This window comes from Pseudomonas salmasensis (assembly GCF_014268375.2).
GTDB classification, from domain to species: domain Bacteria; phylum Pseudomonadota; class Gammaproteobacteria; order Pseudomonadales; family Pseudomonadaceae; genus Aquipseudomonas; species Aquipseudomonas salmasensis.
This window is the reverse complement of the sequence record NZ_CP077083.1, coordinates 4,192,023-4,205,200: the sequence shown is the minus strand read 5'-3', so window position 1 is coordinate 4,205,200 and position 13,178 is coordinate 4,192,023. Positions and strand designations below refer to the sequence as shown.

General features: G+C 60.1%; 12 protein-coding genes. 4 read left to right on the top strand and 8 right to left on the bottom strand.

Annotated features, from left to right (window positions below; translation table 11 throughout):
• Positions 1-275: 275 nt before the first annotated feature.
• The 7 genes from HU731_RS18800 to amaB all read right to left on the bottom strand — a co-directional run bounded on the left by HU731_RS18800 (position 276) and on the right by amaB (position 8,726).
• A complete protein-coding gene (locus tag HU731_RS18800; protein WP_005784287.1) occupies positions 276-992 on the bottom strand; it encodes an ABC transporter ATP-binding protein in 717 nt (238 codons plus the stop codon).
• Positions 989-1,864, bottom strand: a complete 876-nt coding sequence (locus HU731_RS18795; protein ID WP_003188102.1) for an ABC transporter ATP-binding protein — start codon at positions 1,862-1,864, stop codon at positions 989-991. The genes HU731_RS18800 and HU731_RS18795 overlap by 4 nt, the downstream gene beginning before the upstream one ends.
• A complete protein-coding gene (livM, locus tag HU731_RS18790; protein ID WP_186608279.1) occupies positions 1,861-3,138 on the bottom strand; it encodes a high-affinity branched-chain amino acid ABC transporter permease LivM in 1,278 nt (425 codons plus the stop codon). Before livM ends, HU731_RS18795 begins: the two co-directional genes overlap by 4 nt.
• A 2-nt stretch (positions 3,139-3,140) precedes the next feature.
• Entirely contained in the window at positions 3,141-4,055 is a 915-nt protein-coding gene (locus HU731_RS18785; protein ID WP_003188099.1) for an ABC transporter permease subunit, read from the bottom strand.
• A 208-nt stretch (positions 4,056-4,263) separates the two neighbouring features.
• A complete protein-coding gene (locus HU731_RS18780) occupies positions 4,264-5,400 on the bottom strand; it encodes a branched-chain amino acid ABC transporter substrate-binding protein (RefSeq protein ID WP_098949717.1) in 1,137 nt (378 codons plus the stop codon).
• A 373-nt stretch (positions 5,401-5,773) separates the two neighbouring features.
• Positions 5,774-7,057, bottom strand: a complete 1,284-nt coding sequence (gene amaA, locus HU731_RS18775; protein ID WP_186608278.1) for an L-pipecolate oxidase — start codon at positions 7,055-7,057, stop codon at positions 5,774-5,776.
• Positions 7,058-7,235: 178 nt separating this feature from the next.
• Positions 7,236-8,726, bottom strand: coding sequence for an L-piperidine-6-carboxylate dehydrogenase (gene amaB / locus HU731_RS18770; protein WP_186608277.1), 1,491 nt, complete (start codon positions 8,724-8,726; stop codon positions 7,236-7,238).
• Between the two features lie 153 nt (positions 8,727-8,879).
• Between amaB and HU731_RS18765 the strand changes: the two genes are divergently transcribed.
• From HU731_RS18765 to nadE, 3 genes are all read left to right on the top strand, one after another.
• On the top strand, positions 8,880-9,770 hold the full coding sequence (locus tag HU731_RS18765) for a LysR family transcriptional regulator (protein ID WP_186608276.1): 891 nt from the start codon (positions 8,880-8,882) through the stop codon (positions 9,768-9,770).
• A gap of 207 nt (positions 9,771-9,977) precedes the next feature.
• Positions 9,978-11,192 carry a nicotinate phosphoribosyltransferase gene (gene pncB, locus HU731_RS18760; RefSeq protein ID WP_138763133.1) on the top strand — a complete coding sequence of 405 codons (1,215 nt, stop codon included), beginning with the start codon at positions 9,978-9,980 and terminating at the stop codon, positions 11,190-11,192.
• A gap of 3 nt (positions 11,193-11,195) precedes the next feature.
• A complete protein-coding gene (nadE, locus tag HU731_RS18755; protein WP_032893809.1) occupies positions 11,196-12,023 on the top strand; it encodes an NAD(+) synthase in 828 nt (275 codons plus the stop codon).
• Positions 12,024-12,159: 136 nt separating this feature from the next.
• Here nadE and azu read toward each other — a convergent pair whose 3' ends face one another.
• Positions 12,160-12,606, bottom strand: a complete 447-nt coding sequence (gene azu, locus HU731_RS18750) for an azurin (RefSeq protein ID WP_186608275.1) — start codon at positions 12,604-12,606, stop codon at positions 12,160-12,162.
• A 333-nt stretch (positions 12,607-12,939) separates the two neighbouring features.
• Between azu and HU731_RS18745 the strand changes: the two genes are divergently transcribed.
• Positions 12,940-13,122: a hypothetical protein gene (locus tag HU731_RS18745; RefSeq protein ID WP_186608274.1), complete on the top strand. Its 183-nt coding sequence runs from the start codon at positions 12,940-12,942 to the stop codon at positions 13,120-13,122.
• Positions 13,123-13,178 lie beyond the last annotated feature (56 nt).

Genomic DNA, 13,178 nt, shown 5'->3' with positions numbered 1-13,178 from the left:
CAGCTACTCCCACGTTACCCACAGCCGGTTCCACAGTGGATGGGGACAAGTCAAAACTGTGACAAAACAGGGATTTGCGGCGGCTATATGTCGCGCTTTTGAGGTGGGCTGGATTTGTTTTCCACAATTTGGCGCTGACCTTGTGGACACCTTAAATAACTGTAGGAGCGAGCTTGCTCGCGAAGAACTCAAGAACACCGCGCGCATCCAGACTGCCCGCGTCATCGTTGACGTTTTTCGCGAGCAAGCTCGCTCCTACAGGTTTAAGCGTATTGCTAGTGACCACCCAGGTAGGCGTTGCGCACTTCCTCGTTCACCAGCAACTCCTTGCCGGTGCCTGTCAGGCGAATCTCGCCGTTGACCATCACATAGGCCCGGTCCGACAGCCGCAGCGCATGGTTGGCGTTCTGCTCCACTAGGAAGATGGTCATCCCGGTGGACGCCAGCTCGCGCAGGGTGGAGAAGATCTGCTTCACCACAATCGGCGCCAACCCCAGGCTTGGCTCATCGAGCAGCAACAGCTTGGGCCGGCTCATCAGCGCACGGGCGATGGCGAGCATTTGCTGCTCACCACCGGACATGGTCATCGCACGCTGGTTGCGCCGCTCCTTGAGCCTGGGGAACAGCTCGAACATGCGCTGCATGTCCTCACTGGCGAACTTGTCGCCAATGGGGATGGTGCCCATCAGCAGGTTTTCCTCGACGGTCATGTCAGGGAACACCCGCCGCCCTTCCGGCGACTGCGCAATGCCGTTGGAGGCAATGTAGTGGGACGACTTGTGGGTAATGTCGACGCCGTTGTACAGAATCTGCCCCGACTCGGCCCGAGGCTGGCCAAAGATCGACATCAGCAACGTGGACTTACCCGCGCCATTGGAGCCGATGAGGCTGACGGTTTCGCCTTCGTTGATGTGCAGCGAGACTTTTTTCAGGGCCTGGATCGGGCCGTAGAACACGTCCAGGTCCTTCATTTCGAGGATAGGTGCACTCATACCAGCTCCTCTTCATCCGCGCCCAGGTAGGCGGCGATCACTTTCGGGTCGTTGCGGATCGCGTCCGGGCCGCCTTCGGCGATCACGTTGCCGTGGTCCAGCACCACAATATGGTCGGAAATACTCATCACCATGCCCATGTCGTGCTCGATCAGCACCACCGTAAGGTCGTGTTCGTCGCGCAGCAGGCGAATCATCGCGCTGAGGGCTTCGGTTTCCTGAGGGTTGAGGCCCGCTGCCGGTTCATCCAGGCAGATGATCTGCGGCCGCGTGCACATGGCGCGGGCGATCTCCAGGCGGCGCTGCTGGCCGTAGGAGAGCTCGCCGGCCAGGCGGTTGGCGCAGTCCACCAGGTCGACCACTTCCAGCCAGTAGAACGCGCAGTCCAGCGCATCGCTTTCGGCCTTGCGGTAGCCCTTGGTGTTGAGGATGCCGGCAAGCATGTTGCGGTTGACCCACATGTGCTGGGCCACCAGCAGGTTTTCCAGCACCGACATTTCCTTGAACAGGCGAATGTTCTGGAACGTGCGCGCAAGGCCCGCGCGATTCACCAGGTGGGTGCCGCCGAACATCTTGTAGTACACACGGCTGAGGAAGCTTTTGGGCGACACGAAGTCGGTGGCCTCAAAGCGCTCGCCGAGCAGTTGGATCACGTTGGTTTGCTTGCCCCGCACGTTGAGTTCGATCTTGCCGCCGCTGGCTTTGTAGAAGCCGGTGAGGCAGTTGAACACGGTGGTCTTGCCGGCGCCGTTGGGGCCGATCAGGGCGAAGATCGAGTTGCGTTTGACCTGAAGGCTCACATCACTGAGGGCCTTGATGCCCCCGAAGTGCATCATCAGGTGTTCGACGGACAGCACGACTTCCTTGCTCATGGCGCTACCCCCTTGCGTGGCGTCACGCCGGTACGGCTGATGCGAATCAAACCGCGTGGTCGCCAGATCATCATCACCACCATCAACACGCCAAACAGCAACACGCGGTATTCGGAGAAGCTGCGCAGCAGTTCCGGCGCCACGGTCAACACGAACGCTGCGATCACCACGCCGACCGTCGAGCCCATGCCGCCCAACACCACGATGGCGAGGATCAACGCCGACTCAAAAAACGTAAAAGACGACGGGTTGACGAAGCCCTGGTAGCTGGCAAAGAACACCCCGGCCAAACCGGCGGTGGACGCGCCAATGGTGAAGGCTGAGAGTTTGACCAGCACATGGTTCAGGCCCATGGAGCGGCAGGCGATTTCATCTTCGCGCAGCGCTTCCCAGGCGCGACCGACCGGCATGCGCGTCAGGCGATGCTTGATGTACAGCACGGCCAGCACCACCAAGAACAGCACGATGTAGATGAACATGAACTTGATGTTGGGGTTGTAATCGATGCCGAAAAACTCGTGAAACGGTACGCCGCCATCTTTTGCACGCCTGCCAAACTCCAGGCCCAGGAAGGTTGGTGACGGCACCGGCATACCGTTCGGGCCACCGGTGAACGACAGCCAGTTGTTAAGCACCAGGCGAATGATTTCACCAAAGCCCAAGGTCACGATGGCCAGGTAGTCACCGTGCATTCGCAGCACCGGGAAGCCGAGTATGCACCCCGCCAGCGCCGCCGCGATGGCCGCCAGTGGCAGCACCGTCCAGAAGCCCAGGCCCAGGTATTGATAACCCAGCGCCAGGCCGTAGGCACCGATGGCGTAGAAGGCCACGTAGCCCAGGTCAAGCAGCCCCGCCAGGCCCACCACGATATTCAGGCCCAGGCCGAGCAACACGTAGATCAGCCCCAGGATCACCACGGTGAGCAGGTACTTGTTGGCAAAGATCGGGAACACGATGGCGATCACGATCAGCGCCGGGATGATCCAGCGCAGCCGCGACTTGTAGTCCGGTGGCAGCACGTGCACGCCGGAGCCACTGCTCTCGAATCCTTGAAGGATCTTCACGCCCTTGGGGGTTTGCAGGAACAGGCTCAAGGCAAAGCGCCCGGCCATGACGATCGCGACCAGCACGGCAACCCGCGCAGGTTCCAGGTTGAAGCTGTAGCCGTCGAGCACCACGCCGACAATCGGGCCGAACACGATCAGCGAAATCAGCCCCGCGAGTACCGTATCGACCACGCTTTTCTTGATATCAATGGATTTGGCAGCAGACATGTTTACACCTTCGCCACGAGTGGGCGACCAAGCAGGCCCTGGGGACGGAAAATCAGAATCACCACCAGCAGGGAGAAACTGAACACGTCTTTGTAGTCAGAGTTGATCAACCCCGAGAACAGCGACTCGGAAATACCGAGGATGATCCCGCCCAGCATCGCCCCAGGCAGGGAGCCGATGCCGCCGAGTACCGCTGCGGTAAACGCCTTGATGCCGATGATGAAGCCGGCATAGAAGTCGAAAGTGCCGTAATTGAGGGTGATGAGCACGCCGGCCAGCGCAGCCATGGCCGCACCGATGACAAACACGTAGGAGATCACCCGGTCGGTGTTGATGCCCAGGATCGAGGCCATCTTGCGGTCTTGCTGGGTAGCGCGGCACATGCGGCCCAGCTTGGTGTATTTGATGATGTAGGTGAGCAAGGCCATGCCGGCAAAAGCGGCGACCAGGATGAACACTTTGGTGTAGGTCAGTTGCACAAACCCGGTGCCGATATCGACGCGCCAGGCACCGGCCAGCAGGGTGGGAATACCTTGTTGCTTGGCGCCCTGGGCGATCTGCGCGTAGTTCTGCAGGATCAGCGAGATGCCGATGGCGCTGATCAACGGTGCCAGGCGTGTGGAGTTACGCAGGGGTTTGTAGGCGACACGCTCAATCACCCAACCGTACACGCCGGTGACGACCACGGTGAAGATCAAGGTACCGAGAATGAGCAGCGGGAAGGATTCGATGCCGAAGTAAGCCAGCAGTGCCAGACTGATCGCCGCGAGGTAAGCGGAAATCATATAAACCTCGCCGTGGGCGAAGTTGATCATGCCAATGATGCCATAGACCATTGTGTAGCCGATGGCGATCAGGCCATAGACCGACCCGAGGGTCAGGCCGTTGACCAGTTGCTGCAGGAAAATACCATCCATAACGCAATCTCACGCGGTGAGCACCTGCACACCGGTGGGTGTGCGGCGCTTCTGGAGGAAAAGACAGAGGCTCTCCACTTCCACCTGTAGGAGCGAGCTTGCTCGCGAAAAACTGGAGAGCGACGCGTGCACCCTGGATGCGCGCGTTATCGTTAACGTTCTTCGCGAGCAAGCTCGCTCCTACAGAGAGGTCATGCAGACAGTTGGTTTACTTCTGCTTTTCCAACTGATGGTATTTGCCGTCTTTGTCCCACTGGTAAACCACGTAGTCAGAGACTTTCAGGTCGCCCTTGGAATCCCAGGCTTTTTCGCCCATGACGGTTTTAACCGGGTTGGCCTTGAGCCACTTGGCAGCATCCTCGCCCTTGTTGGACTTGGCACCGTTGAAGCCGGCGGCCAGGGCCTGGATCGAGGCGTAGGCGTACAGGGTGTAGCCTTCAGGCTCGGTGCCGTTCTTGCGGAACTCTTCCACGACCGTCTTGCTGTCTGGCAGCAGGCGCGGGTCGGCGCCGAAAGTCATGTACACACCATCGACGTACTGCGCGCCGCCAGCGGTGGCTACCAGTTCGTCGGTCACCACGCCGTCATCGGACATGAACTTGACGTCTTTCAAGCCCGCTTCACGGATCTGGCGCACCAAGGGGCCGGCTTCCGGATGCAGGCCGCCGAAGTACACGACGTCAGCGCCCAGGGAGCGGATCTTGGTGACCAGGGCGCTGAAGTCTTTCTCGCCACGGGTCAGGCCCTCTTCCAGCACCGGCTTGACGCCGCGCTTGGTCAGTTGAGCTGCGGTGGCGTCGGCCAAGCCTTTGCCGTAGGTGTCCTTGTCGTTGATCACCGCAACTTTCTTGCCCTTGAGCACGTCGACGATGTAGTCGCCGGCGACGATGCCTTGCTGGTCGTCACGCCCGCACATGCGGAACATGGCGCCCAGGCCGCGTTCGGTCACTTGTGGGTTGGTGGAGCCCGGGGTGATGGCGATGATGCCCGCTTCGTCGTAAACCTCAGACGCCGGGATGGTGTTGGAGGAGCAGAAGTGCCCGACCACGCCGATCACTTTGTCCTGGTCGGCCAGGCGGTTGGCCACGGCCACGGCCTGCTTGGGTTCACAGGCGTCATCGCCGGCCACCAGCTTGATCTGCTCGCCGTTAATGCCGCCGGCCTTGTTGATAACGTCGGCTGCCGCCTGGGCACCCTTCATGTACTGCTCACCGAAAGCGGCGTTGGCACCCGTCATCGGGCCCGCCACACCAATTTTCACATCAGCTTGAACAAACGTAGAAACACCCAGCGCCGCAGCAACGGCGAGGGCCAGAAAACCTTTCTTGTAAAACGTCTGGGACATGAGTGGTGCTCCGATATTTTTGATTTTTGGCACGACAACTTGCATTCAAACCTTTCACCGAAAGCTCAGAGCAAGCCGCGTGCCATTACGTTTTTATTCTTCAAAAAACACGGTGTCATTGTTATTACAGGCGTTTCGACGCCTTTTGCCAGGACGTGCAACCGTCTAGCGTCTACAGGTGCAACCAACACTGCAAAAAAGTACAACCCTGGCAGGTCGCACCTGCAACCACAGGCATAAACGACAGTTCCTACAGCTGTAACAACGTGCGTAACGGAACTGCACATTTACAGTGCGTGATTGCTACGACTTGCACCAATACAGATGAGTAGCCTGCTAAGAAAATGCAGGCTTCTGAGGGGTATTTCGCTGATCAGATCACGATCCTCAGGCATTGCCCCGCGTGATAGAGCGAGAAACCGGCTTCATACAGGCAACTGCGCAGGCCCACCCCGGCCAGGGGTTGCATGGGCGCAAAGGGGATCGGCAAGGCTTGGGGGTCCTGGTGACACAGGTAGTCGGCAAATGCCTTGCCCACCACGCTGCCGGTGGTCACGCCGCGCCCGTTATAACCGGTGACCGCCACCAGGCCGGGGGCCGGTTCGAACAGGCGCATCAAGTGGTCGGGGGTGAACGCGATGCAGCCGGTCCAGGTGTATTCCCACTGCACCGGTTTGAGGTACGGGAAGTAGTGTTGCTGCACCCGATCGGCCCACGCCTTGAGGAACCACGCCGGTTTCTGGTTGCCGTTACCCAGGCTGCCCAGTAACAGGCGCCCATCGGCATCGCGGCGAATACTGCTCAGTACCTGGCGCGTGTCCCAGGAGCCCTGGCCGCCGGGAAGGATCTGCTTGGCGGCGTCATCGGTCAGCGGCGCCGAAGCCACTTGGTAGTAATAGCCGGGGAAGAAGTTACGCCGCAGCTCGGTCCATTCGCCTTCGGTGTAGGCATTGGAGGCGATCACCACCTGGGCGGCCTGCACCGCGCCCTCGGCGGTCTGCACCGACCAATCGGCGCCTTGACGCTCAAGCTGGGTGACCGGCGAATGATCGAACAATTGCCCGCCCAGCCCCACGGCGGCATTCGCCAACCCCGTGGTGTAGGCCATGGGATTCAAGGTGCCGGCGCGCCGATCGAGCAACGCGGCGGCGATTTTGCGGGTACCGGTGGCGTGCTCGCAGGCCTGACCGGTGAGTAACTCAACCGGCGCACCACGGCGTTTCCACTGCTGCTCACGGCTGCGCAAATCCGCCTCGCCCCGGGCGTTGTGCGCCATGTGCAAGGTGCCTTCACGGCGCAATTGGCAGTCGATGTTGTACTTGTCGATCAGGCTGAACACCAGGGACGGCGCCGCGCCCAGCATGCGGTTGAGCTGGCTGCCCACCGCCGTGCCGAAACCGGCCTCGATCTCGTCCGGTGGAATCCACAGGCCGGCGTTGACCAGCCCGACATTGCGCCCGGAACCGCCGTGGCCGGTGCGATGGGCCTCCAGCACGGCAACGCGTTTACCCTGCTCCAGCAAATGAATGGCCGCCGACAAACCGGTGATGCCGGCGCCGATCACGCACACATCCACCTTGACCGCGCCCTTGAGCGCGGCGCGGTCTGGCCGACCTGGGGTGAGGTGTTCCCATAAACATGTTTCGCGCAGTGCCATTGCCAGACTCCGGTGAGACCTAACAAACAACTCAATTCAGTTTCGACTTGGTAATCCAATCAAATGTGGGAGCGGGCTTGCTCGCGAATGCGGTGGATCAGCTGTAAATCTGTTGACTGACACACTGCATTCGCGAGCAAGCCCGCTCCCACATTTTCAACCGCGTTTCGACAGTGGTTTAGTCGAAGGTGATGCCTTGTGCCAGCGGCAGTTCCAACGAGTAGTTCACGGTATTGGTCTGCCGGCGCATATACCCGCGCCACGCATCCGAGCCCGATTCACGCCCGCCGCCGGTCTCTTTTTCACCTCCGAACGCGCCACCGATCTCTGCACCGCTTGGGCCGATGTTGACGTTGGCGATGCCACAGTCGCTGCCTACCGCCGACATGAACTGCTCGGCTTCACGCACGTCGGTGGTGAAGATGCAGGACGACAAGCCTTGCGGCACGGCGTTGTTCAGGCGCAGGGCCTCAGCGAAGTCGGTGTAGCCGACCACGTAAAGAATCGGCGCGAAGGTTTCGCTGCACACCACGTCGCTTTGCTCGGGCATTTCCACGATGGCCGGCGATACGTAATAGGCGTTGGGGAATTTGTCTTGCAGTTGGCGCTTGCCGCCGAACACCTTGCCGCCTTCGCTCAAGGCTTGCTCAAGGGCGTCCTGCATGTTGTCGAAGCTGTGCTTGTCGATCAGCGGGCCGATCAGGTTGCCTTCCAGCGGGTGGCCGATGCGCACCTTGGAATAGGCGGCCTTGAGGCGGGTGACGATCTCTTCTTTGACCGACTCATGGGCGATCAGCCGGCGCAGGGTGGTGCAACGTTGGCCGGCGGTGCCCACTGCGCTGAACAGGATGGCGCGTACGGCCATGTCCAGGTCGGCACTTGGGCCGAGGATCATCGCGTTGTTGCCGCCCAGCTCAAGAATGCTGCGGGCAAAACGCGCGGCGACTTTGGGCGCCACTTCGCGGCCCATGCGCGTGCTGCCGGTGGCGCTGATCAGGGCGACGCGCGGGTCATCCACCAGCGCAGCGCCGGCGTCGCGGCCGCCGATGATCACTTGGCTGAGGTACTCGGGGGCACCGTCGAATTTTTTCAACACGCGCTCGAACAGGGCCTGGCAGGCCAGTGCGGTGAGCGGGGTCTTTTCCGACGGTTTCCAGATCACCGCGTTGCCGCACACCAAGGCCAACGCAGTGTTCCACGCCCACACGGCCACGGGGAAGTTGAAGGCGCTGATTACGCCGACCACGCCCAGCGGGTGCCAGGTTTCACGCATATGGTGGCCGGGGCGCTCGGAGGCGATGGTCAAGCCGTACAGCTGGCGCGACAGGCCGACGGCGAAGTCGCAGATGTCGATCATTTCCTGCACTTCACCCAAACCTTCCTGGGTGATCTTGCCGGCTTCCCAGGAAACGAGTTCGCCCAGGTCGGCCTTGTACTCGCGCAATACGTCGCCGAACTGGCGCACCAGCTCGCCACGTCGCGGCGCCGGCACTTTGCGCCAGGCTTCGAATGCATGCTCGGCGCGACTGACCTGCTGCTCCACCTCGGCGGCCCCTTCCCAATGGACACTGCAGATACGGCTGCCATCAATCGGTGAATGCACGGGTTGTTTCCCGGCCTGGTACAGCGCCGGGTTTACCCCGAGACGATCAAGCAATGCGGCAACCATGGGTCACTCCTTCAAATCTGCGTAGAAAAATCGCGCCGCTGCATGCACGGCGATCCTGAGCCTATTTGTAGCTGGCCCAAGACTTGCCAACAAACGACGATTAGGCGAGATATCATTCCCTTTATTCATGCAAAGAATAAAAAGAGGCATGCCGTGCTGAACAAAAGACATTTGCCCTCGATCACCGCCCTGCAGTGTTTCGAAGCGGCCACCCGCCACCTGAGCTTCACCCGCGCCGCCGAGGAACTGAACCTCACCCAAAGCGCGGTGAGCAAACAGGTGGCGCAGTTGGAAGAACTGTTGCAACACCTGCTGTTTCGCCGCGTGCGCCGCCGCTTGCAGATGACCCCGGCGGGCGACCTGTACCTGGTGGAAGTGCGCAAGATCCTCACCCAGGTGGAGATGTCTACCCACTACCTGCGCTCCTACGGCGGCGAAACCGAAGTGCTGCGTGTGTCCACGCCCTACACCTTCGGCGCACGCTGGCTGGTGCCGCGCCTCAAGGGTTGGCGCTTGCGCCACCCGCAGATCCACCTGGACCTGTGTAACGAACAGGCCCCGGACGAGTTGCTGCAAGGCAAGGCCGACATGGCGTTTTACTTCGGCCAGGGCGCACGTCCCGGTACCGAGAGCCTGAAACTGTTCAGTGAAGAGCTGGTACCGGTGTGTTCGCCCGACAGCCTCCCCGCCGAGCCCTTCACCGACCCCACGCAACTGAGCGACCTGGTGCTGCTGCAAAACGCTTCACGACCCCAGGGCTGGCATGACTGGTTCGCCAGCCAAGGCTTTCATACCGAGCACAGTTACCATGGGCCGCGGTTCGACACGTTCTATATGTGCATCCGTGCGGCGCAGGTGGGGTGTGGCGTGGCGTTGTTGCCGCGTTTTCTGGTGGAGGAGGAATTGGCCGAGGGCAAGTTGGTGATCCCCTGGCAGCATGGGATGCCGAGCCAGGATGCTTACTACCTGGCGTATCCTGAGCATTCGGCGGAGGTGCCCAAGGTGCGTGAATTTGTGAAGTGGATGATGGAGCAGGTGCTTTAGCGCCTGGAGAATCGCCATCGCAGGCAAGCCAGCTCCCACCGTTTGGAATGCACTCCAAATGTGGGAGCTGGCTTGCCTGCGATGGCGCCAGTGGCCTTACTGAAAAAATCACTGGCAAAACCCCACAAGTCTATGCGCCACTAACCCCCTTCCTCAATTGTGCGTAAAGGCCGGCCTCCATCGCCGACCCGTCTGGAGATTCCCGTTATGAGCGAGAGTGTGTTTGCCGATCGCATCGTGCAGAACCTGCTCGACACCGACTTCTACAAGCTGACCATGATGCAGGCGGTGCTGCACAACTACCCGAACGTGGAAGTTGAATGGGAGTTTCGTTGCCGTAACAGTGAAGACCTGCGCCCTTACCTGGCGGAGATCCGCTACCAGATCGAGCGCCTCGCCGAGCTGAGCCTGAGCCCCGACCAACTGGGGTTCCTGGAACGCATCAGCTTTATGAAGCCGGACTTTTTACGCTTCCTCGGGCTGTTTCGCTTCAACCTGCGGTATGTGCAAACCGGCATCGAGAACGGCGAGTTGTTTATCCGCCTGCGCGGGCCGTGGCTGCATGTGATCCTGTTTGAAGTGCCAATGCTGGCCATCGTCAGTGAGGTGCGTAACCGCTACCGCTACCAGACCGTGATCCTCGAGCAGGCCCGCGAACAGCTGTATCGCAAATTCGACTGGTTGACCGCCAATGCCAGCAGCGACGAGCTGTCGGAGCTGCAAGTGGCGGACTTCGGCACGCGCCGGCGCTTTTCCTACCGGGTGCAAGAAGAAGTGGTGAGCGTGCTCAAGCACGATTTCCCTGGCCGTTTTGTCGGCACCAGCAACGTGCACCTGGCCCGTGAATTCGATATGAAGCCGCTGGGCACCATGGCCCATGAATGGATCATGGCCCACCAGCAACTCGGCCCACGCCTGATCGACAGCCAGATCGCCGCCCTTGATTGCTGGGTGCGCGAGTACCGGGGCCTGTTGGGTATCGCCCTCACCGACTGCATCACCACCGACGCGTTCCTCGGCGACTTCGACTTGTACTTCGCCAAGCTGTTCGACGGCCTGCGCCATGACTCCGGTGACCCGATCCAGTGGGCAGAAAAAGCCATCGCTCACTACCACAAGCTGGGCATCGAACCGATGAGCAAGACCCTGGTGTTCTCCGACAGTCTGACTTTGCCCAAGTCATTGGAGATATTCCGGGCACTGCGTGGTCGCATTAACGTGAGCTTTGGCATCGGCACCAACCTGACCTGTGATATTCCAGGGGTGGAACCGATGAGCATCGTGCTTAAAATGACCGCCTGCAATGGCCAGCCCGTCGCGAAGATCTCCGATGAAGCGGGCAAGACCCATTGCACCGATCCGAATTTTGTCGCCTATTTGCGTCACGTTTTCAAAGTACCTGCCCTATCCAGCAAGGAGTGAATCATGCAAGCCGTACAGCGTGAGATTGCGCAACAGCTCAAGGTGCAAGCCCCGTTCAAAGACCAGGCTGCACTGGAAGCCGAGGTTGCCCGGCGCGTGGCCTTTATCCAAGACTGCCTGCGCAATTCCGGGCTCAAGACCCTGGTGCTCGGCATCAGTGGCGGTGTCGATTCCCTGACCGCAGGCCTGTTGGCCCAACGTGCGATGCAGGAGCTGCGCGCCAGCACCGGCGATGAGGCTTATCGTTTTATCGCCGTGCGCCTGCCCTACGAAACCCAGTTCGACGAACACGACGCCCAGGCTTGCGTGGACTTTATCGAGCCGGACGAACGCCACACCGTGAACATCGGCCCGGCAGTAAAAGCCCTGGCCAATGAAGTGGCTGCCTTTGAAGGCAAGGCCGCAGCGTCCCGTGACTTTGTGCTGGGCAACACCAAGGCGCGCATGCGCATGGTGGCCCAGTACACCATCGCCGGCGCGGCCGGAGGCCTGGTGATCGGCACTGATCATGCGGCGGAAGCGGTGATGGGCTTTTTCACCAAGTTCGGTGACGGGGCCTGCGACCTGGCGCCGTTGAGCGGGCTGGTGAAGCATCAGGTGCGTGCCATTGCCCGCCACTTTGGCGCGCCGGAATCGCTGGTGGAGAAGGTGCCGACCGCCGACCTGGAAGACCTGTCGCCGGGCAAGCCGGACGAAGCGTCACATGGCGTGACCTATGCCGAGATCGATGCGTTCCTGCAGGGTGAGCCGGTGCGTGAGGAGGCGTTCAGGATTATCTGCGAGACCTATCGCAAGACTGAGCACAAGCGGGTGATGCCGTTTGCGCCTTGAGGTGAGCCTGATCGTTTTGCTTTGATTTGCAGATCGCCTTCGCGAGCAAGCCCGCTCCCACATTCGACCGCATTCTCATGCTGGAACTCGGTCAAGTGTGGGAGCGGGCTTGCTCGCGAAGAACGATAACGCGGTCTTACTTAAGAACCACAGCACCTTTCATCATGGAGTTATGGCCAGGGAACGAGCAGAAGAACGCGTAATCAGTACCCGCTGCCAGCTTGGACACGTCGAAGGTCACCGAATCTTTCTCACCAGCGCCAATGATCTTGGTGTGGGCGATGACGCGGGTGTCGCCTTCTTTCAGGTAGTTCTTGTCAATGCCAGCCGCCATGCCGTCGGTGGCAATGCCGGCCATGTCGGCCTTGGTGCTCAGCACCCAGTTATGCCCCATCACGTTCTTTGGCAAGCTGCCCGAGTGAGTCAGCTCAACGGTGAACTTTTTGCAGCTCTTGTCGATGGTGATTTCTTTGGTGTTGAAAGACATCTGGTCAGTGGAGTCGACAGTGACCTTGCACTCTGCAGCAAGCAACTGGCCGCTCGCCAGAGTCAGCAGGGAAACAGCAACGAGTTTGGCAAACATGTGAATCTCCAAGGCAGGGTTTTAAAAACGCGGATTGCGGTAAGGGTGCCTCAATCAGGCTTGAGTTCTTATGATCTGAATCAACAGATTGTATACAACTTTAGGCTATCAGCTTCATCAACACAATCAACCAGCCAAACTGCCGCACCCTGCCTATGATCGGCCCATTACTCACGGGAGTTCATACCATGCACCTTAATCACCTGTTCAACGGCCTTCTGGCTGCCTACGCCTGCGGTAAGTGAAAGCAAAGGGCACCCTGAAGCTGCTACCATGACGACCCAAGGCAGCTGCGCGCCGCCCACCCTCACCTTCGACCCTAGAGGATCGCCCATGGCCAAACCTAATTACTCCTTCGCCAAACGTCAGAGAGACTTGGCCAAGGAACAGAAGAAAGAGGAAAAGCTGCAACGCAAGAAAGCCGCTGCAGACGAAGAAGCCGGCGCACTGAACCCGGATGCTGAAGGTGAAGCGGCAACTGACGAGATCGAAACCCCGAAAGACCCCGCAGAATGATCGTTCCCACGCTCCGCGTGGGAATGCATCCCCGGACGCTCCGCGTCCCGCACCAG